This window comes from Methylomonas albis (assembly GCF_014850955.1).
Classification (GTDB): domain Bacteria; phylum Pseudomonadota; class Gammaproteobacteria; order Methylococcales; family Methylomonadaceae; genus Methylomonas; species Methylomonas albis.
Genome location: NZ_JACXSS010000001.1, coordinates 2,900,363 through 2,926,294, shown reverse-complemented (window position 1 = coordinate 2,926,294; position 25,932 = coordinate 2,900,363). Strand labels below are relative to the sequence as shown.

Annotated in this window: 19 protein-coding genes and 1 pseudogene; 15 read left to right on the top strand and 5 right to left on the bottom strand. The window is 51.8% G+C overall.

Features of this window, described 5'->3' with window-relative positions; all coding sequences use genetic code 11:
• The first annotated feature begins 7 nt into the window (after positions 1-7).
• From EBA_RS13525 to EBA_RS13515, 3 genes are all read left to right on the top strand, one after another.
• Positions 8-1,597 carry a hypothetical protein gene (locus EBA_RS13525; protein ID WP_225616660.1) on the top strand — a complete coding sequence of 530 codons (1,590 nt, stop codon included), beginning with the start codon at positions 8-10 and terminating at the stop codon, positions 1,595-1,597.
• An 85-nt stretch (positions 1,598-1,682) separates the two neighbouring features.
• Complete coding sequence (locus tag EBA_RS13520; protein WP_192375195.1) at positions 1,683-2,375, top strand: hypothetical protein; 693 nt, start codon at positions 1,683-1,685, stop codon at positions 2,373-2,375.
• 358 nt (positions 2,376-2,733) lie between these two features.
• A complete protein-coding gene (locus EBA_RS13515) occupies positions 2,734-3,675 on the top strand; it encodes a hypothetical protein (protein ID WP_192375194.1) in 942 nt (313 codons plus the stop codon).
• A gap of 88 nt (positions 3,676-3,763) precedes the next feature.
• Here the strand turns inward: EBA_RS13515 and EBA_RS13510 are convergent, their stop codons facing one another.
• The 4 genes from EBA_RS13510 to EBA_RS13495 all read right to left on the bottom strand — a co-directional run bounded on the left by EBA_RS13510 (position 3,764) and on the right by EBA_RS13495 (position 7,845).
• Positions 3,764-4,735 (bottom strand): 2-hydroxyacid dehydrogenase, encoded by a 972-nt coding sequence (locus tag EBA_RS13510; protein WP_192375193.1) that lies wholly within the window; start codon positions 4,733-4,735, stop codon positions 3,764-3,766.
• Positions 4,736-4,794: 59 nt separating this feature from the next.
• Positions 4,795-5,646: a hypothetical protein gene (locus EBA_RS13505; RefSeq protein ID WP_192375192.1), complete on the bottom strand. Its 852-nt coding sequence runs from the start codon at positions 5,644-5,646 to the stop codon at positions 4,795-4,797.
• A 138-nt stretch (positions 5,647-5,784) separates the two neighbouring features.
• Positions 5,785-6,321, bottom strand: coding sequence for a hypothetical protein (locus EBA_RS13500; protein WP_192375191.1), 537 nt, complete (start codon positions 6,319-6,321; stop codon positions 5,785-5,787).
• Between the two features lie 357 nt (positions 6,322-6,678).
• Positions 6,679-7,845 (bottom strand): aminotransferase class V-fold PLP-dependent enzyme, encoded by a 1,167-nt coding sequence (locus EBA_RS13495; protein ID WP_192375190.1) that lies wholly within the window; start codon positions 7,843-7,845, stop codon positions 6,679-6,681.
• Positions 7,846-8,032: 187 nt separating this feature from the next.
• Here EBA_RS13495 and EBA_RS13490 point away from each other — a divergent pair, with 187 nt between their 5' ends.
• From EBA_RS13490 to EBA_RS13470, 5 genes and pseudogenes are all read left to right on the top strand, one after another.
• Positions 8,033-12,448 (top strand): YCF48-related protein, encoded by a 4,416-nt coding sequence (locus EBA_RS13490; protein ID WP_192375189.1) that lies wholly within the window; start codon positions 8,033-8,035, stop codon positions 12,446-12,448.
• A 115-nt stretch (positions 12,449-12,563) separates the two neighbouring features.
• Positions 12,564-13,516 (top strand): annotated as a pseudogene (locus EBA_RS13485) (HpcH/HpaI aldolase/citrate lyase family protein).
• Positions 13,517-13,662: 146 nt separating this feature from the next.
• On the top strand, positions 13,663-14,880 hold the full coding sequence (locus tag EBA_RS13480) for a malate--CoA ligase subunit beta (protein ID WP_192375188.1): 1,218 nt from the start codon (positions 13,663-13,665) through the stop codon (positions 14,878-14,880).
• Positions 14,881-14,904: 24 nt separating this feature from the next.
• A complete protein-coding gene (sucD, locus tag EBA_RS13475) occupies positions 14,905-15,792 on the top strand; it encodes a succinate--CoA ligase subunit alpha (protein ID WP_192375187.1) in 888 nt (295 codons plus the stop codon).
• Positions 15,793-15,910: 118 nt separating this feature from the next.
• Positions 15,911-20,131, top strand: coding sequence for a DEAD/DEAH box helicase (locus tag EBA_RS13470; RefSeq protein WP_192375186.1), 4,221 nt, complete (start codon positions 15,911-15,913; stop codon positions 20,129-20,131).
• Positions 20,132-20,184: 53 nt separating this feature from the next.
• Here the strand turns inward: EBA_RS13470 and EBA_RS13465 are convergent, their stop codons facing one another.
• A complete protein-coding gene (locus EBA_RS13465; protein WP_192375185.1) occupies positions 20,185-20,508 on the bottom strand; it encodes a hypothetical protein in 324 nt (107 codons plus the stop codon).
• 441 nt (positions 20,509-20,949) lie between these two features.
• On the opposite strand from EBA_RS13465, the gene EBA_RS13460 reads away from it, so the two are divergent.
• The 7 genes from EBA_RS13460 to EBA_RS13430 all read left to right on the top strand — a co-directional run bounded on the left by EBA_RS13460 (position 20,950) and on the right by EBA_RS13430 (position 25,842).
• On the top strand, positions 20,950-23,100 hold the full coding sequence (locus EBA_RS13460) for an adenosylcobalamin-dependent ribonucleoside-diphosphate reductase (protein ID WP_192375184.1): 2,151 nt from the start codon (positions 20,950-20,952) through the stop codon (positions 23,098-23,100).
• An 18-nt stretch (positions 23,101-23,118) separates the two neighbouring features.
• Entirely contained in the window at positions 23,119-23,358 is a 240-nt protein-coding gene (locus EBA_RS13455) for a DUF3800 domain-containing protein (protein WP_324615354.1), read from the top strand.
• Positions 23,355-23,852 (top strand): DUF3800 domain-containing protein, encoded by a 498-nt coding sequence (locus EBA_RS13450; protein WP_324615353.1) that lies wholly within the window; start codon positions 23,355-23,357, stop codon positions 23,850-23,852. The genes EBA_RS13455 and EBA_RS13450 overlap by 4 nt, the downstream gene beginning before the upstream one ends.
• Before the next feature lie 169 nt (positions 23,853-24,021).
• Positions 24,022-24,705, top strand: a complete 684-nt coding sequence (locus tag EBA_RS13445) for a TSCPD domain-containing protein (protein WP_192375183.1) — start codon at positions 24,022-24,024, stop codon at positions 24,703-24,705.
• A 1-nt stretch (position 24,706) separates the two neighbouring features.
• Positions 24,707-25,057, top strand: coding sequence for a DUF4258 domain-containing protein (locus EBA_RS13440; RefSeq protein ID WP_192375182.1), 351 nt, complete (start codon positions 24,707-24,709; stop codon positions 25,055-25,057).
• 198 nt (positions 25,058-25,255) lie between these two features.
• Positions 25,256-25,483: a type II toxin-antitoxin system MqsA family antitoxin gene (locus EBA_RS13435; protein ID WP_192375181.1), complete on the top strand. Its 228-nt coding sequence runs from the start codon at positions 25,256-25,258 to the stop codon at positions 25,481-25,483.
• Positions 25,484-25,617: 134 nt separating this feature from the next.
• Positions 25,618-25,842 (top strand): hypothetical protein, encoded by a 225-nt coding sequence (locus EBA_RS13430; RefSeq protein WP_192375180.1) that lies wholly within the window; start codon positions 25,618-25,620, stop codon positions 25,840-25,842.
• Positions 25,843-25,932 lie beyond the last annotated feature (90 nt).

Genomic DNA, 25,932 nt, shown 5'->3' with positions numbered 1-25,932 from the left:
GCAGTCGGTGCAGAAGCAGCGCCTGGAATTAATTAATTCCTCTTTGGCCTCTCAGGCTACCGGGCCTGGCTTGAGCGATGCGGAGATGTCTTGCCGGCAGCGCACTTGGCCGGATGTCGGCAGAAAGCTTTTGTTACGCCAACCCTTGCAAGGTCAGAAAGTTCATAACGAAGACAGTGTGTTAGCGCCCTATAGTTTGAGTACCGGCGGAAATCTCAAGCCGGGGCTGAATACCACTTACCAAGCCTTGATTAAAAAGGCGTTCAACTCGAAATACTGGTCTGTTATCGGAACTGCATCCGGGACGTTCGGAGCGCCGGCAGGTGGGGTGGCCTATAACCAAATGGAAGCTAACTTCTCGATGTTTTTCGGCTTGTCTATCCAACTATACGAATCGACCTTGGTATCGGATCAAGCGCCTATCGATTTAACGAACCGGGATGTGAACAACACGCCAACTTGGGACAATTTGGGCTACACCGCGGCACAAATTGCGACCTTGAAACAGGGTGAATCGACTTTTGTGAATAATCATTGCCAGATGTGCCATAGCGGGCCGACAACTACCTTGGCGGCTATAACCACCAATGCAATGCTGCTGACGCCCACCGTAGATCAGGCAACCGGACAAACCAAGAAGTATGGTCCGGCGAACGCTGAAATTTCTTATGGCCCTCTGGCGCTGGGGGGGAGTTATCTTCCGGGCGGTGCGGCCGATGCAGGGATCAATATTCACGGTAATGTCATTACTCGCGACAAAACTTTCGATGTTGGCGTCTATTACAAAAAATTAATGGATATGGGTTTTATAAATTCAGGCGTTGGAGATCCTGACGCTGATCCCGGCGTCAATGGTGTGGACGATTTTGGCCACCCGTTATCCTACACCAAGCAATATTTGGAGTATCTGCAAGACAATAGTCAGGGCGTTGTCGACTCGGTTGTTAACTCGCAATGGTCTTGCGATTTCATTTGGTCCTTGGCAGACAATACGTTGACTGGAACCGACTTTTTTGTGAGTGCCGACGGGCTGATTGAAGATGGCAGTAAAGAGGGGGGGTCCAGAACTACCGATTGTCTCTTTGATGTCTCTACGGCCTATTTGCCGAGCGTTTCAGCGGCATTGGCAAATTTGACGACCGCCAAAATGGCTTATGCGACTAAAGCGGCGTTTAAGGTGCCTACTTTGAGAAATATCGAATTGACCGGTCCGTACATGCATAACGGCAGCATGGCGACTTTGGAGCAAGTCATTGAGTTTTATGCTCGGAAAGGTAACTTTGATAATGTCGATAAACATCAATCGGTTGCCCAAATCAATTTGGCCGGCACTAGTCAGCTCTACATTAAAACGCGAGCCGCTTTGGTTGAGTTTTTGAAAACCTTTACCGACGAACGGGTGCGTTACGAAAGAGCGCCATTTGATCATCCCGAGCTATCGGTGCCCAATGGACATGTTGGCAATGAGTCTGGGGTAACTGCTGGAAATGCGATAGGCAGCGGCTTTGCTCAAGATGCGATGTTGGCGGTGCCTGCAGTTGGGGCAAGTGGGCGGGTTGATCCTCTGGAGCCGTTTTCTGCTCTGTTGGCGCCTTGAAATTGGATAAACGAGCAGGCTTGCGACTTGATACGAGGCGCGGCCTGTTCTTTAAATTGAAAAAATTTATTGGGTACAGAGAGATATGAATATCCTGAGCAATCATATTAAATACGGTGCGTTGAGCTTGGCTTTGTTGGCGGTCGGAGCTTCCAATGCCTATGCCACGAGTTCCTTTACGGGTTCGGCGGCATTGACCTTCACATATTCCGGAGATCTTAGTGGGATCGTTGTTGGGTATGTTGGCAGTGGTAACGTTGATGATGGAACTGAAGTGTATGGCGATGCGGTACTGCAGCCGAATTTTAATTTTCCGGATCAGGCTTCCGGCGAGTTCTCGGTGGTCGGAAGCGTTAACGATAGTGAAGGTCAGAATATTCACTCGGCGCAGATTGCAACGTTCGCCCTGTCTTTCGTGAATCATAGCGGTCAAAGCCGATCTTTTGGGTTGTCGCTTGACTACCTATTGCACGCGGTTGTCGTGGGTGAGTTCGCCAATAGTGCTGTGCAGATTAGTTTTGGCGATTATGGATACGATGAGTTAACGGCCGACTTATTCAGTGGACAGGATAATATTTCCCTGGCGGGCAGCTCCGGGGTCTTTAATTTCGATTTGGCGGCCAACGAAACGGGTTCTTTCTCGGTGAATGTAGGTATCGTTGGAGATCTGCTTGGTACGACGCCCGTGCCTTTGCCTGCGGCTGCCTGGTCGTTTTTGGTCGGTTTGCTTGGTTTGCTTGGGGTAAATAAAAAACGAGCCGGCGTTAAAATTGATTGAATGGATATTTAAGTGAACGAAAAAAGTCGGCTTGTGCCGACTTTTTTCGTTTAAGGGGGGCGAGGTTTATGGTTTTTGGTGTTTTTCATCGAAGATTTTAGATCTGGCCGGTTCGGTGGGAACTCTAACTAAACTATGTTATATGGCCTTTATCCTTTGGGTTATTTGACTAGGCGTTTATCCGGCTTCTACTGGCGTTGGGGCAAATGATTGAAATATTGAGCAACGTTTGGTTGGATGAAGCGGGCGAGAGCAGTCAATTGATGTAACTAGATAGTGGCGCATTTTTTGCTTTACATATTGCACGTTAGTTTGAGCGTATTCAAATAATTAACCCTAACTCTTTAAGGACAAGTTTATGATCAATACCAAAACAGCAAAAACGATCGCCATGATCTTGGCGGGAGGCTCTATGTCGCTTGCCGGAATTTCTGTTGCCTCGGCATCTGCTACTTACTACAGCACCGATAGGCCGATCGATGGCTCTTATGCCCCCGATCAATACACCGACGCGGCGGCGTTGGGTACCGACGGTTGGACCCGCACTGGAGAATCCGGCAATAGCGGTACGCCGCTACCTTGGCTGGGCACGGTGGGGGGCGCTCGCCCGTTTGGTTATGTCGGTTATGGTTCGGCAAACTGGGCGGCGGAAATCACCGCAGCCGGTGACAGTCTGGAAATATCTCAAGCGGACGCCGCCGCCCGTTATGGCACCGCGTGGGGGGCATACGGTGCGTCGTTAGCGAATATCGATACCGCAAAAGGTGCGTGGTACGATGGAGCTCAAGGCTGGGGGCATAATACCGATATCGGCTTGTTTAAGTCCGATGTGACCGCGTTGGTGACTATCAATCTTACTTCGCTGTTCAACGATTCCGAGCCCGATAAATCCTGGCACAACTTTGGTGTGACCGTATTTACCGGTATGGATAGCTCTTCCAGCGGTTACAGTCGGCATACCGGTTGGAACTACGGCACCGATTTTACCCAAAGTGATCCGTTTACTTCCGTTGGCGTTGTTTACGACGGTAGCATTGGGGTCAGTAATCCGGGGAAAGCCTATTCCGCAACCGTCGACGATGTGAATGGATATACGTTCCTGGCTCAGGCAGGGCAGGTTTATTCGATCTATTTAGGGGGTAATTCGGGAAGTGGAAACTATGATCCCCATGCCGGCTATCAATTAAACATTACGACAGAAGCTCCGGCCTCTGTACCAGTGCCTGGAGCGGTATGGTTGTTCGGTACCGTGATTGCCGGATTTGTGGCTACCGGTCGTCGGCGTTTGAAAGGCGCTTAAGTTATACGGGTTCTGCTTCCGTGTGGTTTCTATCGGGAGCTGCACGGAGCGAGCCGATAGAAAACTTCAGCGAGTGCTTATCCCATTCTCAGATGATTTTGTCTGGTATGGGTAATCCGGCAAAAAACGCCGCTAAGTTTTCCAGTACCTTCTCCCCCATCGCGGTACGCGTCGCAACAGTGGCGCTGCCCAGGTGGGGAAGTAGTGAGGCGTTTTCCAGCGTCAAAAAGCCAGGGTCTATGTCTGGTTCGCCTTCGTAGACATCCAGGCCGGCGCCGGCAATGCGCTTTTCTTGCAAGGCTTTAATCAAGGCTTTGCTGTCTACCACATCGCCGCGGGCGGTATTAATCAAGTGGGCGGTGGGTTTCATTAAATTCAAGGTATTTTCGTTGATTAAATGCCGTGTCTCGTTGCCGCCCGGACAATGCAACGATACGTAATCGCACTGCGGTAGTAGTTCTTCTAAGGTATTGCAGCGCGCAGCCTGTAGTTCGTCGTTGATGCTTGGCTCTGCCGCACCAGGTTTGAGATACATGATTTTCATCCCAAAGCCATGATGAGCTTTCCGTGCCATGGCCTGGGCGATGCGTCCAAAGCCGATTAGTCCCAACGTGGCGCCGGTCACGTCGCTGCTCATCATATGCGTTGGACACCAGCCGGTCCATGCGCCGGCGCGTACCAGTCTATCGCCCTCGGCTCCGCGCCGCGCCGACATCAGTAACAAGGTCATCGCTATATCGGCGGTACTTTGCGTCAACACGCCGGGGGTATTGGTCACGATCAGGCCTTGCTGTTTGGCGGCGGCAATATCGATATGGTTATAACCCACACCAAAATTGCCCAGAATTTTGCAGCGCTTATTAGCGACATTCAGCACCTCGGCCGGCAGGGCATCGCAAACGCTGGGACACACAGCATCGTAATTTTGTAGCGCTGCCTTAAATTCGTCCGTGCTGAACGGGTGGTCGTCGCTATTCAGCGTGACGTCGTAAAGAGCCTGCAGTTTGGTTTCAACACTTGCAGGCCAGCGGCGGCTAATCAGGACTTTGGGTTTGCTCATTGGATTTCCTATCGTAAAAACTTTATGCGCTTTCAGGCTTAATTCAGTTGCCAGGGGTTTTAGGGGTCGACGGCAGGGTTGGAGGTGCTAATCCCGCCGCTACCGTGGTCACGGTCATAGGCTTTCAAGCGCGCCGCGCGCAGGCTATTGATGCTGGCGATGTTTTCATCGTGTTGCCTTAACGATCTTTGCCGCTGCAGGGCTAAGTGTTGGTCTTGTTGTTCTTGCAAAGCCATCGCCATCGCCGGTTTTTTATATTGCAGTTCGGCTTGGCGCTCGGCGATGTATTGTTCTTGATCGCGAGTGTCCGTATTTAGGTGTTTTTCCATTAAATCCAGGCTGCGTGTTTGGTTTTGTAGCTGCTGCTGGCTAAGCATTTTGGTATCGTCCATCTGCTGCTGTCTGAGCCGTAGCTCCATTTCCATGCGTCGAGCTGCCTGTTCATCTTGGCGTTGAGCGCTTATTTGTTGATTGTCGTGTAACAACTGCTCTTGTTGGCTTTTTAACGCCTCGGTGGCGGCAATCAACTTGGCATTTTGGATCTGCTCTAGTTCGGCTTGTCGTTGGGATTGCTGGTTATTGTGATAAAGCCATGAGCCTATCGGAAATAGCAGCAGGAGGGCAATCGCCAATCGTTGCAACCATGGGCCGGCTTGGCTGCGGTCGATTGCCGTGGGGGGTATTATTTCTGTCGGCTGTAAGCGGCTGGCTGCCAGTTTGCGATCATACGCAATGCGCCGACTAGAATCGGAGAGTATCACAAACGCTTCTCGCGCACGGTTCAGCGTATCTATTGCGGAGTCGTCCTCGCGTTTCAATCCATGCCGTTCAATATCTTTGAATGCACGATGGATTTGCTGGTCGTTAGCCGACTCGGGTATGTTTAACAGTTGATATAAGGTTTTGGCCATCTTCGCATCTCCCAACGCTTAGTCATCTAATGATCGGGAGATAGTGTTAGTCCCCTGAAAATGCCGGCGCTAAGCAAAGCTGCCGGCACAAAGAACTATAAAGATTTGAAAATCGAAGCGCAAATACCCTGCAAAAAATTAATGGGTGGCGATAGCCAGCTTTTCTTGATGCCGACGCATCATCGCCAACGACCCCAACATGCAGCCCAAAGCAAACCAGGTTAATGTTGCCAGGGGCATTGACGATAAGGTCTTGTCACTAGGAGCCGTAGTGGCTTGATCAAACGATTGGGCTTCAGCATTTTTTCCGATAAGAAATTGATAGCCGATATCGGGGATAAACGACCAAGCCCCGCTGCTGATGGCGGGATAGTTCATTACAGACCAGTTCAGGGTCTGCTTGTTGCTAACTTCGCTGGGAGTTTGTCGACTTAAGCCTTGGGTATAAATCGCTTTGGCCACGCAATTATCTAACTCTACGGGGCTATTTTTGCCGTTTGAGCTGTTGGGTAGCCAGCACGATGCCTGTTCGAAAAAATCGGAACGTGGTAGTTGGCTAATCTGCATGGTGGTGTTTAGCCATGCTTGGCTGTGGATTTCGGTAGGCGCGTGTTCATGAAGTTCTGCATGAGCAGGGGCGGTCAGTGCTGTAAACAGTAGCAGGCTGTGTCTCATGATTGTCTCCAGTAGCTTCGGAGTTAGAGGGTAACTCGATTATATGTGCAGCAAAAGTGAGGCCTGTATTTTAAAATTCTTTGTATTTTAAATACTTAAGCAGATTTTTTGTTTTTTAGGATGTTAAAAACCAATGGTTTTTGATGTGTAATGGTGCAAATGTTGGGTGCTTTTGGTGCTTAGCGCACAAAATAAGGCCGTCTGTCTTGTGTCCTAAAGTACAGTCACCCCAGGCATATCGGCTGGTTTTGATAAGTGAGCGGGGCGAGATAGTCGGAGGTTTAGTCGGTAATCCTGGCAGAGCGAATGAACGGGTGACCGGTTAAACGGGCCACCCGTTATTACAGGGTAAGCGTGTTATTTTGCGGTAGTGCGGTAATACTCGATAGCTGCTGCGACGCCGCTACCCGGTTTAATGTCAACGCCGTTATCCAGCATAGCCATTTCCACACCGGCAATCGCACCCAGCAAAGACACATCGTTCATATCGCCAACGTGGCCGATACGGAAGACTTTGCCGGCCACTTCGCTCAAACCGGCGCCCAGCGAGATATTGTATTTGCTATAAGCGGTGCTAATCACGTGACGGGCATCCTTGTCGGCTGGTACCACAATCGCGGTGACAGTATCGGAATCCCAGCCTGCTTGCGCGCAGGTTTGCAAGCCCCAGGCTGCAACCGCGCGGCGCACGCCTTCGCCCAGTCGGTGATGACGGGCGTAAACGTTTTCCATGCCTTCTTCCAGTAATAATTCCAAGGCTTTACGCAAGCCATACAGCATCGGGGTGGATGGCGTGTACGGGGTGTAGCCGTCTTTATTGGACGCCGCCATGTCTTTAAGTGAAAAGAATGAACGCGGGAAGTTGCTGTTATCGATAGCGGCCAGGGCTTTTTGGCTGAAGCCCAGAATCGCCAAGCCGGCCGGCAACATAAAACCTTTTTGCGAACCGGCGATTGAGGCGTCCACGCCCCATTCGTCTTGACGGAAATCAATACTGCCGATGGAGCTAACACCATCCACGAATAGCAGTGCAGGATGGCTCGCCGCGTCAAGGGCTTTGCGCACACCCGGAATGTCGCTGGTCACGCCAGTTGACGTTTCGTTATGCGTGGCCAGGATGGCTTTGATCTCGTGGTTTTTGTCTTCTTTCAGGCGTGCTTCCAGATGATCCAGCGGCATGCCTTTGCCCCATTCCACTTGGTGGATTTCCACGTCAAAGCCCAGTTTTTTGGATGCTTCCGCCCACAGGTGGCCGAACTGACCAAAGCGGTAAATCAACACTTTATCGCCTTGGTTCAGGCAGTTGGTCATCGCCACTTCCCAGCCGGCAGTGCCGGTGGCCGGAAACACGAAGCATTGGCCGGTTTCGGTGCGGAACACTTTTTTCAGGTCTTCCAGAATCGGCGCCAGCAGTTTAGGGAAAATCGGCGAACGGTGATCTTCCATCGGCACATGCATCGCGCTCAGAATTTCATGTGGGGTATTGGTTGGACCTGGAACAAAAAGGTGATTGCGACCTGCCATCTGGTGTCTCCTTGGAATTTTTGAAGCTTAGAAAATCGCGGGATGTTGCCACAGAAGCCGCTTTTCGGCAAGTTGGGCTGAGGCCAGACCCATTCAGAACGTACGGAACAAGCCAATTTACCTGAGTGCTTCCCTGTTCACTGATTTACTGCTAAAACGGCAACAAAAACATTAAAACTCTGTTGCCATGCAAGCACCCGATCAAACCCAGTCTAACTATCCGCGTTGGCTACCGCCGGTGTCCAATTTTATCTTGGCCTTGGTTGCTACGCTTAGCCTTACTATTTTCGCTTTCATCCAGGAACCGCATCCGGATGCGTTTCGGGTCGAGCCAAACTGGGCAAGTTGGGATTTTTGGCAGTATCCCATCGAACGAAATGCTTTTCGCCGTCTGCCGGTAATTGGCACAGATTTGCATGATATTGCCGTATCGGCGGATGACTCGCGCTTGTGGGCGGTGGGTCGAAGTTCCTTTTCTAGTGATGACTCAATTGTATACAGTCACGACAGTGGCAAGCATTGGCAAACCGCGACAATCGCTTGGCCAACAAATGGTTATTCCCAGGCTGCGTCATCCAACCCATCAGCAGCGCAATCTGCAAACGCTGCAACCCCGGATAAAACCGCCACATCTCTCCAACCCGATTCGCCAGCTCGTCGTCTAAACAGCATCTCTTTCATCGACCGCAATCATGGCTGGGCGGTGGGAAATAATGGCACCATCCTGAGTAGCGCCGATGGTGGCAAAACCTGGCAAGCCCAGAGCAGCGGTACGTCAGCAGGGCTTAATGCCTTGCAATTCCTTGACAATGGCCAGCAGGGCTGGGCGGTGGGTGACGCTGGCACCATCCTGAGTAGCATCGATGGCGGCAAGACCTGGCAAGTCCAGAGCAGCGGTACGCAAGAATGGCTAAATGCCGTGCAATTCCTCAGCGATAGCCAGCGTGGCTGGGCGGTAGGGAGCAATGGCACCATCCTCAGTAGCGCCGATGGCGGCAAAACCTGGCAAGCTCAGAGTAGTGGTACACTGGAAATGCTGAATTCGGTGCAATTTCTGGACGACGGCAAGAGGGGCTGGGCGGTAGGTAGAGGTGGTACCATCCTGAGTACCGTAGATAGCGGTAACTATTGGCAATCCCTGAGTAGCAGCACTTGGGTAGGGTTGAATAAGGTGCAGTTTCTCAAAGATGGCTCACAGGGCTGGGCAGTGGGAGACAATGGCTGGATATTGAGCAGCGTCGATGGTGGCAAATCCTGGCAAGCGCAAAGAAGCGGCACTCAGGCAAATTTGGATTCTTTGCAATTGCTCAATGGTTACCGAGGTTGGGCGGTGGGTCGAGGTGGAACGATTTTGAGTAGCGAGGACGGCAAAACTTGGCGAGCCCTGAGTACTGGTTCGCAGGCAAATTTGCGCTCTGTGCAATTCCTGGAAGACGGCCAAAGGGGCTGGGCGCTTGCGGGTAATAGCACGATCCTGACTAGCGTAGATGGAGGCAATATTTGGCAAGTCCAGAGCAGTGGCGAGTTGGAAGCGTTGAACGCTTTGCAATTCCTCGGCGACGGTCAGCGCGGTTGGGCTGTGGGAAGCAATGGTACCATCCTGAGTAGTGCCGATGGCGGTAAATCTTGGCAAAAGCAGAGCAGCGGCACTAAGGGATGGCTGAACGCTGTGCAGTTCCTTGGTGAGGGTATGCTCGGTTGGGCTGTGGGAGACAGTGGAACGATACTCAGTAGCGCTGATGGCGGCAAAACCTGGCAAGCGCAGAGCAGTAGTACGCAGACAATGCTTACTTCTGTGCAATTCCTCGCCGATGGCCAACGGGGCTGGGTTATAGGTGGAGATGGTACTGTCTTAAGTAGTGATGATGGTGGCAAAACCTGGCAAGTTTGGAGCAGCGCACCGTCGCGGCTGAATTCTGTGCGATTCTTCAGTCACGGTCAGCGAAGCTGGGCGGTGGGTAGTGAAGGCACCATTGTGAGTAGTGCTGATGACGGCAAATCGTGGCAATCGCAGAGCAGCAGTGCGAAAGCAAAGCTGAACGCCGTGCAATTCCTCGACGATGGTCAGCATGGCTGGGCGGTGGGAGGCGATGGCACCATCCTGAGTAGCGCCGATGGCGGCAAAACTTGGCAAGCCCAGAGCAGCGGCACGCCAGCAGGGCTTAGCGCCGTGCAATTCCTCAGCGACGGCCAGCGTGGCTGGGCGGTGGGATACGATGGCTCCGTCCTGAGTAGCGCCGATGGTGGTAAAACTTGGCAAGACATCCAATACCGCAAAATGCCGGCGCCGTGGTTTTGGGTTTTGATTTGGTACCTTTGGGCTTGGCTGGTGGTTTCCGGCAGGCCGCTGCTTAAAGCGCTTGCAGGTGAGCTAGGCCCGGAACTGACTGCCAAAAAATTTGGCATACACGCAGTTGGTAGCAGCGATAACCCGGGCGGTCCGGCCAGCGTCGATTACTTGGGCAGTCTGCAATTGGCGCGGGATATTAGTCATTTCTTGCTCAACGAACACACCACGCCACCCTTGACCTTGGCAATAACCGGCGATTGGGGTAGCGGCAAAAGCACGGTGATGACTTATCTGCAAGCGCAATTGCGCCGCGCCGGTATGCGGCCGGTGCTGTACAACGCCTGGCATCATCAGGAAGAGCAGCAAGTCTTGGGTTCGATTCTGGAATGTGTCCGCCAACAAGCGACGCCGCGCTGGTGGCCGTGGTTATTGCCGGCCCTGTGGTTTCGGCTACGTTCTTTGCTTTATCTGCCCTGGTGGTTGAAGCTGCCGTTGTTGAGCTTGTTGGTGGCTTTGATAATTTTGTCCGGCCATAAAGAGCGCCAGCAAGCCGTAGTGACCACTTGGCATGACTTGGCCGAACAACTGAACCTGGAGAAGCCCGCGTTCCTGACCGGGCGAGGGTATAACAAGCTGTGTCCGGCTGCTGTTAGCAGCCCGGATAAAGCCAATTCCATTATCAGTACGGCGGCTGTCGAGTTAAGTGAAGCGGAATGCCGAAAATTAGTCTGTTTGGTGCAGCCTGAGTTACAAGCTCCTGTGCACCGAGCGGCTGACTGTCTGCCAGCAGTTCATTTTAATAACGATGCTGAGTTTTTGGATGCAGTAAAGCTAGCATTTGGCATTCTCACCGATGAACGCGGACAATTGATCAGCGCCCAATTGGAACATGCCGGCGACAGTAATTCCTCCTTACCATTCTGGTTGCTCACCGGCTTGGCTGGCATGATGCCGCTGATTTTGTTGACCATCAAAGCCTCGTCGCTGTTCGGCTTGGCCAGTACCGATCTGCTCAAATCCGCTGCCAAGACGGTCGGTTTAGCGGTGCCCGCCGAGCCGGTAGGTACCCGGCAAATTTGGCAAAGCAAATTTCAACGTTTGACTCAGTTAATGGGGGCCAGGACTTTGGTATTGTTCATAGACGACCTGGATAGATGCCAGCGTGAGCACGCAATGCGGGTGTTGGAAACCTTGAGCTTTTTGGTCAACGCCGGCGATTTATACGTGATCTTGGGTGTGGCACCTAAATACGTGTTGGCCAACGTTAAATTACATTTTGAGGACTTGGCCAAGGCCCTGCACGAGTTTGATGGCAATGGCGAGGAAAATGAGGCTAATCCAAGCAAAGCCAAACCCCGAAATCTGGCCCGTTTTTATCTGCAAAAACTCATCAATATCGAAGTGCCGGTGCCTCAGGCTAGCTCGGAATCCATGCATAAGCTGCTGTTTGCTGAGCAGGGTGAGGTGGACAGTGACGCTCAGCGTGAAGAAAAATTTCAAAAATTGGGCTGGGGCTTGATCTTGGGTTTGCAAATCCTGGTGGCATCTGGCGTGATGGGGTTCGCGGCTTTTTACCATTGGCCGGATACGCCACAGATTAGCCAGACCCCTCTGCAAAGCAATGCCAGTGCTGCGTCCAATACTGCAACAAAACAACCGGATAAGCCTGTCACGACCCCGGAGCCAGCGGTTCCTGAATCGAATCGGGCTGAAAAGAATACTGCTACTTACTTCCGTCCCGCGCCGGAGCCTTGGCCGACAGAACAGCAGTTATGGAGCGGCAGCCTGGCGGTGTTGGGTTTGCTTGGCGCTATATTGGCTGGATGGCTGGGAATCAGGCGTAACCCGAAACGTTGGCAGCAGTGGCAATCCAGGGTCAAAAAAGTCGGTAAGAGCCTGCGTCTCGAGTTTGTCGGCGCTAAGCCGCTTCAAGACAGCGATGTATTCAAGGAGGCTTTGGAAATCTGGATGCCCTTGATCGTTGCCGACCGTGCCGGTGCGATACATGCGCCGCGTACGGTTAGAGCTTTTTTGAATCGTTTAAGGTTTTTGGCGGCGCGCTGGCCCAAGGAAAAGATGAACGGCGAAGCACAGCTTGTAGCGTTAGCCGCGCTGCATATGTATCTGGCAAGCGATTTCGAAAACACGGTAGCGATATTTCTCTTAAGCAGTGCTAAGCCGGATCATAGGGAACTTATTTCGTTTGTGAACACGTTTATAACGACGCATCAAGAGCGCTTCGGATTGTTTACCAATGAGGATAAAGACTTCTTCGCTTTTCTAATCTCGGGTCTGGAAATCCACAAGCCCTAATCCGGTGCGCTGTGCAAATTGACTTTAGCGGCCCCGAAAGTAAAATGGCGGACTATTTATAAATAGCCGTAACTGCAAAACCAGCCGTTCGCTCTCTGACCTTAGGATATTATTGATGAGTCACACACTTTACGAAGCCAATGCCCAACGCGTGCAACGTTGCGAATTGGCGGTACCGGGCACTAGTCCGGAAATGTTCGAAAAAGCCCTGAAAAGTGGTGTGGACTTTGTATTTCTCGATCTGGAAGACGCTGTCGCGCCGGACGATAAACTAAAAGCGCGGAAAAACGTGATCCAGGCTATTAACGATCTGGATTGGAAAGGTCACGGTATCACCCTGTCCGTGCGTATTAACGGTCTGGATACACAGTACATGGTGCGCGATGTCGTCGACCTGGTCGAACAAGCCGGTGCTAAAATCGACACGCTGCTGATTCCTAAAGTCGGCGTCTATGGCGACGTGTATATGGTTGACGCGATGTTAACGCAATTGGAAATGCAGGAAGGCTTGAAAAACAAGATCGGCATTGAGTGTCTGATCGAAACTGCCTTGGGCATGGCTAATGTGGAAGACATTGCCAAGCAAGGCGCTATCGGCGGTCGGGTGGAAGCCTTGCATTTTGGCGTTGCTGATTATGCCGCCAGCAACCGGGCCCGCACCGTGAATATTGGTGGCTTAAACCCTGATTATCCCGGCGACCAATGGCATGCGGCGATCAGCCGGATGACGGTAGCCTGCCGCGCCTATGGCCTGCGTCCTATCGACGGCCCATTCGGCGACATCAAAGACCCAGAAGGCTACAAAGCCGGTGCCCGCCGCGCCGCTGCTTTGGGTTGCGAAGGCAAATGGGCGATTCATCCCTCACAAATTGCTTTGGCTAACGAAGTCTTCACCCCCCCGCGGCGGAAGTCGAAAAAGCCAAGCGCATCCTGGTGGCGTTGCAAGAAGCCGCCGCGCAAGGTAAAGGCGCTGCCGCACTGGATGGTCGTTTGATCGATGCCGCTTCCGAGCGCATGGCCAATAACATCGTCCGAGCCGCTGAAGCGATTGCCGCTAAAACCAAATAATTTCAATTATGTAGGTTGGGTTCACCCTAGGGCGTAAAAGCCGATAGGCGTAACCCAACACGACGGCTTCCAATGTTGGGTTACGCTGCGCTTTTATGCCCTGCGGGTAAACCCAAGCTACATTTTTTAATTTAAGAGAGACATGCATGGACATTCATGAGTACCAAGCAAAACAGCTATTAGCCGATTATGGCGTAAAAATAGCCGATGGCGGTCTGGCCTACAGCCCGGAAGACGCGGTGCAGCGCGCCCGCGAAATCGGCGGCCACGTTTGGGTGGTTAAAGCGCAGATTCATTCCGGTGCACGCGGCAAGGCTGGCGGTATCAAGATTTGCAAGACCCACGACGAAGTCAGCGACGCCGCCGAATCCTTGTTGGGTAAAAAACTGGTGACCCACCAAACCGGTCCGGCCGGTAAACAATGTTTGCGCTTGTATGTCGAAGCCGGCACCGATATCGCCAAGGAATTGTATTTCAGTCTGCTGATAGATCGCGCTCAGGAGCGCATCGTCATGGTCGGTTCCGCGCAAGGCGGGATGGAGATTGAAGATCTGGCGGAAAACAATCCGGATGCGATTAAAAAAATCTATATCGAACCGGCCGTCGGTTTGCAGGATTTCCAAGCCCGCGAAATGGGTTTTGCCTTGGGTTTGCATGCCGACCTGATTCCACAAGCAGTGAAACTAATTCAAGGCTGCTATCGGGCGATGCGCGAGTTGGATGCCAATATGGTGGAAATCAATCCTTTGGTGATTACCGGCCATGATGAATTGATCGCGCTGGACGCGAAAATGGGCTTTGACGACAACGCCTTGTTCCGCCGGCAAAAAATCTCCGAGTTGCGCGATAAGTCGCAGGAAGATCCCCGTGAAATGGCCGCTGCCGACCGTGGCTTGAGCTACGTCGGTCTGGACGGCGACATCGGCTGCATGATCAACGGCGCTGGTTTGGCGATGGCGACCATGGACATGATCAAACTGGCGGGCGGTGAGCCAGCCAATTTCCTGGATGTGGGCGGTGGTGCCTCGGCCGAACGTACCGAAAAAGCCTTTCGGATGGTGTTGGCCGACAAAAATGTGAAAGCCATGCTGGTGAACATTTTTGCCGGTATCAACCGTTGCGACTGGATCGCCGAGGGTGTGGTGCATGCGGTGAAAAAAATCGATATGCAAATACCGCTGATCGTGCGTTTGTCCGGCACGAATGTCGAAGAGGGCCGCAGGATTATCGAAGAAAGCGGCTTGCCTATCATCACGGCGAACACCTTGGCGGAAGCGGCCGAGAAAGCGGTACAAGCCCGTAACGAAGTGGTCGCGGGTCGCTTTCAGCATCCTGCTTCACCCGACACTGTTACATCCCTGTAAGGCGCGCAAGGTTAAGGAATTTATATGGCAATTTTTATCGATAAACACACCCGTATCATCGTGCAAGGCTTTACCGGAAAAATCGGTACTTTCCATGCTCAGGAGATGATCGATTATGGCTCGAATGTCGTCGGTGGCATTACCCCCGGCAAAGGTGGCCAAACCCATTTGGATAGGCCGGTATTCAACACCGTGAAAGAAGCGGTAGAACAAGCCGGTGCCGAGGCCAGCATCGTCTTCGTGCCACCGGCTTATGCCGCAGACTCGATCATGGAAGCCGCCGAAGCCGGCATCAAATTCTGCGTGTCTATCACTGACGGGATCCCGACTCAGGACATGATGAAAGTCAAAATCTTCCTGAGCAAATTCCCCAAGGAAAAGCGCATGGTGCTGACCGGCCCTAACTGCGCCGGCACCATCAGTCCGGGTAAATCCATGCTGGGCATCATGCCGGGTCATATTTACATGCCGGGCAATGTCGGCATCGTTGGGCGCTCCGGCACTTTGGGTTACGAAGCGGCCGATCAAATGAAAGCGCTGGGTATCGGCGTATCGACTTCGGTCGGTATCGGCGGCGACCCGATCAACGGCAGCTCGCACCGCGACATTCTGCAAAAGTTCGAAGAAGATCCGGAAACAAAGGTAGTGGTGATGATCGGCGAAATCGGCGGTCCGCAGGAAGTGGAAGCCGGTATGTTTGCCAAAGAACATATGACTAAACCTGTGGTGGCTTATATTGCCGGTTTAACGGCACCGAAAGGCCGGCGGATGGGTCATGCTGGGGCGATTATTTCCTCGGTGGGTGAGTCAGCCGCGGAAAAAGTCGAAATGCTGAAAGAGTTGGGCGTGATTATCGCGCCCACCCCGGCGGCTATGGGCGAAACCGTGGCCAAGGTATTGGCATCGCTGTAAGTCTGTGCGCTCTAAAAAAGCCCGCTTCGGCGGGCTTTTTTATGTGTGCTGACTTGAGGTTCTTTAGCTTGTCTCGCCAAGCTGGTAACATCACCCATTTTGTCGTTTTGCCGGAATCATGCAATCTTCTCATTTAGTCGAACGTCTTAAAACCTACAGGACATTAACTGCCGAGCAACAGATTATTTTGAAGTTGCTGGCTGTTTATTACGGCTATAGTTCGCTGATCAATTTGGCTAAATGTCTGGCTAGCCTGGGTATCAGGGAAGGCGACAAAACCCTGAAATCCGATGCGGTCAAAGCCCGTTTGAAACCGCTGATTAAAGCAGGTTTGCTGGAAGAAAACCCCAAGTCAGGCGGTACCCGCTGTTGTAAAACATTGGCGGAAGTACTGATCCGGCAAGCCGTCGTCGATAAGGATTTCGATCTGTTTGCAGGGGCGGTGCAAATGCAAAATCCGCCCGGTCACGGCTATTACCGTTACAGCACCGTGGATGATTGCATTCGCGAAGCGCGGATCCAGTTTTATCGCGGCGATTACGCTAGAGTCAGCGAATGTCTGGAGTCCGGCTCCCATTATTTGGGCAAACTGCCGCCGGTTAACGAACTTTATTTGTCCTGGTTTTTAAACCCGCTGGATGTCGCCTGGTTTACCAAGCATCATCCGCAAATATTGATTGGTTTGGCGGGTTTCTCGGGGTTGCACCAGCTGTTGTATCTCTATGCCGACCAAAAGTTGGATGGTTTTTTACAGCAGTTGATGTTCGTTGGCCAAGGCATGCAGCAAGAAATGTTGAACCGAATGGCCCTGGAGCTGCGCTTGCTGCGCGGTGAATGGGATGAGGTTGCGCAATTGGTGGTTGATCAGGACGATCCGGAGCTGCAAGCCATCGCCGCCGCATTGATCTTTTTGCGCGGCGACTATGCCCTTGCCGTCAGCGGCTTTGAAGCGGCCTTGACGCGGCTGCGAAAATTGTCCGGCCAGCGTACCGCCTATTTTTATGGATTGGCAGGGGTCTTCTATCCATTGGCAATCCTGAAAAACAACGATGCCAAACAACGCGCCAAACTCGGCACATTAATCAACCAGGCCGCCAAGGCCGATAATTATTGGTTGGGTATTTACCAGCAACTGGCTTTATTTCAGCGCTTTTTACAAGGAGACTTATCGCTACGCGAACAGCTATTGACGACCGATTTGACCTATAAAATCGGTACCGGTTATCGGGATAGCGGCTCCCCGGATACTTTACTCACCGCGCCACTGTTGCTGCATGTATTTTTTGCCCTGATCAAATTTTGGGTGAAAGCCGATCAATTCAATCATGTCACACCGCTCAGTCAAAAACTTTATCGGCATTTGTTGGATAACGGCTATCGCTGGCCGGCGGCGGAATTGGCAAAAATATTCAAAAGCATAGAACCATCCAGAGCCATGCAATGGGATTGCGGTTTTTTCGATTCGCGACCGGCGCTGGCGGATTTGTTCGCCAGTCGACCCGATTGGGATTTGGCGCTGGACGCGCTGCTTAACCTGCCGAAACAGGAAAGGAAAGCCGATGCGGTCGTACAAACCGATAAGCCGACGCGCTTGGTCTGGTTACTCAGTTACGACGAAGCCAGTCATCAGCTGGATATCGAACCACGCGAACAGAAACAGCAAGCCAAGGGCGGCTGGAGCAAGGGCAGGGCGATTGCGTTGAAACGGCTGGCGCAAGAAACCAATAGCTTTGATTATTTTACCGAGCAGGACTTTAAGCTTTGTTCGCATATCAAGGAATATCGCGATAGCGGCTGGTACGGCAGCGGTACGGTTTTTGAATTCGACAACAGCATGCCGCAGGCCTTGGTGGGCCATCCGCTGCTGTTTTGGGCCGACTCAGTCGAGGTACGGGTCGAAGTGTCCAAAGGCGAGGCGGAGTTACGGGTAAGGAAATTGGACGGCAGTGACAAGATTAAAATCAGTCTGGAACCCGTCCCCGGCTACGAGCAAAAATTTTACGTTGCCAAGGAAACCCCCACCCGGCTGAAAGTTCTAGAATTTACCGCTGACCACCACAAAATCTACTCTGTGCTTGGTCCCAAGGGCTTGGAAGTACCTTTATCCGCGCAAGAGCGGGTCTTGCAAACCCTGACAAGTATTTCCGGCTTGTTGACCGTGCATTCGGATATTGGCGGCAGCTCCAGCAGCGCCGAGCAGGTCCAGGCCGATGCCACGCCGCGCGTGCATTTATTGCCCTTGGGCGAAGGCTTGCGCGTTGCCTTGTTGATCCGGCCGTTCGCGACCGGTGGCGCTTATTTTCAGCCCGGCCATGGCGGCGAAAGTGTGTTGGCCGAAATAGACGGCCGGCACTGTCAAACTAAGCGGGATTTGGCGTGGGAGAAACAGCTTGCCCAGGCCGTCTTGCAGGCCTGTACGGTATTGGCGCAGGCTGAACGCGATACTGCTGGCGATTATTTGCTGGAGGAACCGGAACACTGTCTGGAATTGTTGCTGCAATTGCAAGCCTTGCCGGCCGAACAGGCGGTGCTGGAATGGCCGGAAGGTATCAAGTTTCGGATGTTGGGGCAAACCGGCGGTAGCGGTTTTAGCATGCAAATCAAGCGCGACAACGATTGGTTCGCGTTGCAAGGCGAATTGCAAGTCAATGAAGATACCGTCATTGAAATTCAGCAATTACTGGGTCTGTTGAGTACCAGCCAGGGCCGGTTTTTGAAATTGCAGGACGGCCAGTTCATCGCCTTGACCGAAGAGTTTCGCCGGCGTCTCGACGATTTAAGAGCCTACGCCGACGTGCATGGTAAGAAAGTGCGCATCAATCCGTTGGCGGCCTTGACCCTGGAAGATTGGCAGGACGACGCCGGATTCAAAGCCGACAAGCACTGGCAAGCGCACATGCAGCGCTTAAAAGATTCTCGGGATTTCCAGCCGCAAATCCCTTCCACCTTTCAAGCCGAATTGCGCGACTATCAAACGGACGGCTATTGCTGGTTGGCTCGATTGGCACAGTGGGGTGTGGGCGCTTGTCTGGCCGACGACATGGGCTTGGGCAAAACCGTGCAAGGCTTGGCCTTGCTGGTGGATCGCGCGCCGAAAGGCCCCAGCCTGATCGTGGCGCCGACTTCGGTGTGTATGAATTGGGAAAACGAAGCCGGCCGTTTTGCCCCTACGCTCAATCCGCAAATTCTCGGCAGCGGCGACCGTCAGCGTTTGCTGGACAATTTAGGGCCGTATGATTTGCTGATTTGTAGCTACGGTTTGCTGCAGCAGGAGCAAGTTGCCGATATGCTGGCAAACATCCGCTTCCAAACCGTGATTCTTGACGAGGCACAATGGATCAAAAACATCGCCACCCGCCGCTCGCAGGGGGCGATGAATCTGCAAGCCGAGTTTAAAATCATCATGACCGGCACGCCGCTGGAAAACCATTTGGGCGAGTTGTGGAATTTGTTTCGCTTCATCAATCCGGGTTTACTGGGGTCTCTGGAGCAATTTAACCAACGCTTCGCCGGCCCTATCGAACGCGACCGCAGCGCCGAGGCCCGTTTTCAACTGAAAAAGCTGATTCAGCCTTTTATTCTGCGCCGTACCAAAACCCAGGTATTGCAGGAATTACCGCCGCGCACCGAAATCCCCATATTCGTCGAACTCAGCAGCGAAGAAACGGCGTTTTACGAAGCCCTGCGCCGGGATAGCCTGGCGGCATTGAGTAGCGCCGACGCGCCGCCTGGACAAAAACAATTTCAGATTCTGGCGGCCATCAGCAAATTGCGCCGTAGTTGTTGCAACACCTTGCTGGCCAATTCGGCTGTGTCTTTACCTAGCAGCAAGCTGGCGGCGTTTGGCGACATCGTCGACGAACTACTGGATAACAAACACAAGGCTTTGGTGTTCAGCCAGTTTGTCGATCATTTGCAATTGATTAAAAACTATATCGAGCAGCGCGGCATCCGCTACCAATATCTGGACGGCAGCACTCCGGCCAAGGACAGGCAGCTACGCGTGGATGCGTTTCAGCGCGGCGAAGGCGAGTTGTTCTTGATCAGTTTGAAGGCCGGCGGGGTGGGCTTAAATCTGACAGCGGCGGATTACGTGATTCATATGGACCCCTGGTGGAATCCGGCTGTGGAGGATCAGGCCTCCGACCGCGCCCACCGCATGGGGCAACAGCGACCGGTGACTATCTATCGGATGATCGCTAAAAATACCATCGAGGAAAAAATCGTCGCGTTGCACAGCCATAAACGCGATTTGGCCGATAGTTTGCTGGATGGCGCCGATATGAGCGGTAAAGTGTCGGCGGACGAATTGCTGAATCTGATGAAAGGCGATAGCTGAGCCGGCAAAAAAATCCGGCTTAAGTGCCGGATTTTTAAAACCGCTTATTGATCCTATCTTAAATTATGCTTCTTACGGGCAATGTTGCGGCTGGCTTTGTTTTGTTGATGAGTCAGGCGAGCTCTTTCACCCTCGGTGACCACGCCGTCGGCTTTCGCAGCTGCTTCCTGGCGTTCGATGCGCATTTGTTGATGTTCCAAACGGTTGGCTTCACGGTTGGTTAATGCGCCGGATGCCTCGCCTTGTTCTATACGTCTTTCCTGGTTTTCTTGGCGTTGGTCGATGCGTGGTGTTTCCAGGCCGGCGAAACAGGGTTGTGCCAAACTAAAAGACGCAAGCAAAGCGCCTGACAGTAAAAATTTGCTGATGTTATTCATGTTTGCCTCGATGGTGTAATTATTAGGTTGCCAACGTCATCTTCAAGCCACTGCAAGCAGCTGGCGAATCCATTTTAGCCGGAAATATTAACCACGCCTTAACGGTAAAAGCCTTAGCTCAGCCAGCTGCCGATACAGGCCGTTTGTATTGCAATCTGTCTAGCGCTTGGCAAGCGTCCCGGCACTATCCGGGTCATTTTAAAATTAAATGCCGTCGCTAACTCCTTGAGTTAAAAAAACAAAGTCTAAAGCAGGGCTTATTAGGAAAAAATTCCCGCCGATAACACAATATGTTGTGCTAGAATTTCAACATACACACTATATGCAGTATGTGTCGCTGCTGTAGTGTTTTCGGTTTTAATCCAATAAAAATTAGTATCTTAGCCGTGCCGGCGCGGCGTAATAGCCCATAACCATTCAACTTGAAAAGGGAATCCACGAATGACTGCAAAACTTCATGTTGTGACGCAAAACACTACCGAAATCCCGCTGCAAAGTGCTTCCCTGGATATTTGGGATAGCAAATACCGCTTAAAAACCAAGGACGGCAAAGCCATAGACGAGACCATAGACGACACCTACAAGCGGGTCGCCAAGGCCTTGTCCAGCGTAGAAATCACCAAAGCCCTGCAAGAAAAACACTACAAGGAATTCTTGTGGGCGCTGCGCAAGGGTGTGATTCCGGCCGGCCGGATTACCTCCAATGCCGGCGCTTTGGATCATAAGCCTGCCACATCAACCATCAACTGCACCGTGTCCGGCATTATCGAAGATTCGATGGACGACATTCTGCACAAAGTCCACGAAGCCGGTTTGACCCTGAAAGCCGGTTGCGGCATCGGTTACGAGTTTTCCACACTGCGGCCGCGCGACGCCTATGTATCCGGCGCCGGCGCTTATACCTCCGGCCCGCTGTCATTCATGGATATTTACGACAAGATGTGTTTCACCGTGTCATCGGCTGGCGGCCGCCGCGGTGCGCAAATGGCCACCTTCGACGTCGCCCATCCGGATGTGGTGGATTTCATCCGTGCTAAGCGCGAAGACGGCCGCTTGCGCCAGTTCAACCTGTCGCTGCTGATTACCAGTGAATTTGTCGAAGCGGTGAAAAGCAATGGCCAGTGGCCCTTATCCTTCCCGGTTACCGAACGCGAAGCCAATGCCGATAAACTGGATCTAACCGACACCGACAAAGTCGTCTGGCGCGATTTGCCCAATAAAAAAGGCTATGTGGTCAACGACGCCGGCCTGGTGGCTTGTCGTATCACCAAAGTCATGCCGGCCCGCCGCTTGTGGGACATCATCATGTCGTCCACCTACGACTACGCCGAACCGGGTTTTATATTGATCGACAAAGTCAATGAGATGAACAATAACTGGTTTTGCGAACATATCCGCGCCACCAATCCTTGCGGCGAACAACCCTTGCCGCCTTACGGCAGCTGTCTGCTGGGCTCGATCAACCTGACTCGCTTCATCGATAAACCCTTCACTAAAGAAGCCAGCTTCGATTGGGAAGGCTACCGCAAAACCATCCGCATTTTTACCCGCATGCTGGATAACGTCGTCGAGATCAACGGTCTGCCTTTGGAAAAACAACGCGACGAAATCATCGGCAAACGCCGCCACGGCATGGGCTACCTGGGGTTGGGTTCTACCATTACCATCCTGGGCATGAAATACGGTGATGAAGAATCTTTGGCGTTTACCGAACAAGTCACCAAAGAGTTGGCTTTGGAAGGCTGGAAAGCCGGCCTGGAACTGGCCAAGGAAAAAGGTCCGGCGCCGATTATGGACCAGCTATTCACCGTTACTGGCGAAATGCTGCATAAACGCCCGGAAATGAAAGCGGACGGTTACAAACTGGGCGACCAAGTAGCGGGTAAAGTGCTGCACGCCAAATACAGCCGCTACATGCAAAAAGTCGCACAGGAACAGCCGGAATTGGTTGCGGAGCTGGCGGAAGTGGGCTGCCGCTTTACCCACCACAGTTCCATCGCGCCGACCGGCACCATCTCGCTGTCCCTGGCCAATAACGCCAGCAACGGTATTGAGCCTAGTTTTGCCCATCATTACTCGCGCAACGTAATTCGCGAAGGCAAAAAATCCAAGGAAAAAATCGACGTATTTTCCTTTGAATTGCTGGCTTACCGCCATCTGGTCAACCCGGAAGCGATGCCGTACAGCGACGACCCGGATCAGCAATTGCCGGCTTACTTCATCTCTGCCGACGAGGTCTCGCCGAAGCAGCATGTAGACATCCAGGCCGCCGCGCAGCTTTGGATAGATTCGTCTATCTCCAAAACCGCCAACGTGCCGACCGATTATCCTTACGAAGACTTCAAGTCCATCTACGAATACGCTTACGATAAAGGTCTGAAAGGCTGCACCACCTTCCGCTTCAATCCGGAAGTGTTCCAGGGCGTGTTGGTGAAAGAATCCGATCTGGAAAACACCACCTACCAGTTCACCCTGGAAGACGGCCATGTCGTGGAATTTAAAGGCAACGAAGACGTGGAATACGACGGCGAAATTCACACCGCCGCCAACCTGTTCGACGCTTTGAAGGAAGGCTATTACGGTAAGTTTTGATTAACGGTGTTATCCGCGGTGCGCGAGACATTCTCCGATTACATCGTTTATGTCGATGAAAGTGGCGATCATGGCTTAACGAGTATCGATCCGAGTTATCCGATATTCGTGTTGATGTTTTGTATTTTTAAAAAACGGGATTACGTGCAAGCCGTTGTTCCGTTAATTCAAGAATTTAAACTCAAGCATTTTGGGCACGATCAGGTGATTTTGCGTGAAACCGATATTCGGCGAGACCGTGGAAGTTTTGCATTGTGAAAAGCAAGCAACTTAAAACGGATTTCTTAAACGAGCTAACCGGAATTATTCAAAACACCCCGTTTGCCCTTGTGAGCACCGTGATAGATAAAGAACGCTATCGCCAAAGGCACCAAGCTGCGGAGAATCCTTATCACATAGGCTTGCGGTTTGGTTTGGAACGGATTTTTTATTGTTTGCGCCAACCTGAATCAATCACCCATATTGTCGTGGAGCAGCGTGGCAAGGTTGAAGACGATGAGTTGGAATTGGAGTTTCGGCGGATTTGCGCGGGCAATAGTTATCTGCATAAACCCTTGCCGTTTCAGTTGGTGTTTGCCGACAAGAAAAGTAATTCGGCCGGATTACAGCTTGCCGATTTGGTGGCGCGCCCAATAGGGCTGCATATATTGAGACCCGAGCAAAGCAATAGAGCTTTCGAAATTGTGAACGATAAATTTTATAAAAACAGTCGGGGCGACAAACATGGTTATGGATTGAAATGCTACCCCTGAAAAACGAAAAGCCCCGATGTAACCACCGAGGCTTTTTGTCGACCGAGTATCCTCAATCCTTGGCTACATTATGTTGTCGCCAAGCGTGCGAGTCAAGCTCGGCAAACAACGATTTTAACAGACAACCTTAACGGGTTCGTGTAACCCAATATACACAAGGCAGAATCCCATGACCCTACACAAAATCAATAAAAAAATCGTCAGCTACAAAGTGCTGACTAAAGAAAACCTGGAAGCGGCAGCTGAGGCCGCGGTGGAAAAGCCTTCCTTGGAAGAAATGCACGAAAATCTGGCGCGCCCGGAAATGCTGCTGGGTTCTACTTATAAGATCAAAACCCCGCAGTCCGAGCATGCTTTGTATATCACCATCAATGACATCATCCTGAACGAAGGCACGGTGCATCAGGAGCGCCGGCCTTACGAAATCTTCATCAACTCCAAAAACATGGAGCATTTTCAATGGGTGCTGGCGCTGACCCGCTTGATTTCGGCGGTATTTCGTAAAGGCGGCGACGCCACCTTTTTGGTGGAAGAAATGAAGGCCGTTTTCGACCCGCAGGGCGGCTATTTCAAAAAAGGTGGGGTATTCATGCCGTCCCTGGTAGCGGAGATCGGTCACGCCATCGAATCGCATATGAAACATATCGGTATGATCAAGCCGGACAAACTCAGCGATCATCACCAGCAATTGGTCGACGATAAACGCCGGGAGTTTGAAGCGCAGCATGGCACTACGGAGGGGCAGGCGTTTCCGGAAAAAGCGGTGTTGTGCGTGAAATGTTCGACTAAAGCAATGGTGTTGATGGATGGGTGTATGACTTGTCTCAATTGCGGTGAAAGCAAGTGCGGCTAAAATGAAGCTGATTTATCGAAAACACGCAATCATACGTATGTTTGAACGCGGAATCACTGATCAGGATATTCGGTCGGTGTTGGTCGGCGGCGAAGTGATTGCGAATTATCCTAACGATACTCCGTACCCCAGCCAATTGGTTTTGGGTTGGGTAAACGGAAATCCGATTCATGTTTTATCAGCAACCGCTGAACAGGAGCGCCAGCATTTTTCGGTAAAGCTGAAATGGGTCCCATCCGATTTCAGCGCGAAAAATTTGCTGGCAGTTTATGCCTTCGGCGGCCCCGATTCGTCCGCGTCACCTCGTTTCGACCCAACAGGGGGTCGAAACATCGGCTCTCGCATGACTTGACGCCGTGTCGCGATGCCTTGCAGGTTTTCTCCGCTTCGCTGCGAAAACCCGCCCGGCGCTACGGCTATCGGGGACTAAAAATCTTCACTTCGCTTGCGCTCCGTTTCCAAGATTTTCAGCGGATGATGAGTTTATTGTAATTACGGCCTATCAACCAACCCCCTCTCTTTGGGAAAACGATTTCAAGAGGAAACGCCCATGAAATGTCCGATTTGTAAACATGGAGATACCGCCAGCGGCACCGCAAGTTTGACGCTGGAACGAGGCTCTGCAACGTTGGTGTTTAAAAACGTACCGGCGCAGATTTGTAATAACTGCGGCGAAGAATATTTTAGCGATGACATCACACGTTCGATTCTGAATCAGGCCGAGTCCGCTATTAATGCTGGCGTGGAGATTGATGTGCGGCAGTATCGGGCGGCGTGAAGATAGTTGTATCAAGTAGGGTGGAAAAGCGAAGCATCTTCCGCCGCAATGGCATTAAATCATTTGGCGCATGGCGCTATCGCTTATGCGCTCTACAACTCTGAAGTTTTTATATGAATATGGGGATTCTATATATGATTAATGTAAATACTGTTTTTACTCAAGCAGCTGAAAAGTGTTTGTCTGGCGAATCAGGAATAATAAAATTTAATTACTCCATCTATCCAAATGTTGGAGATACGTTAACCATAAGAACTTCTCCAAATAATATAGCACTGACATTCGTTTGCATATCCCGTCATTTTGATTTTTCAAACAGCGAAAAAGCTGAAATGACAATTGAACTTGATGTTAGTTGATGGTTATATGTTATCTGCATAAATCCAGCTCGCAAGGATTATTGTTCGAGAATATTTGTCTGATATTTTTTGGTCACAAGTCTTAAATTA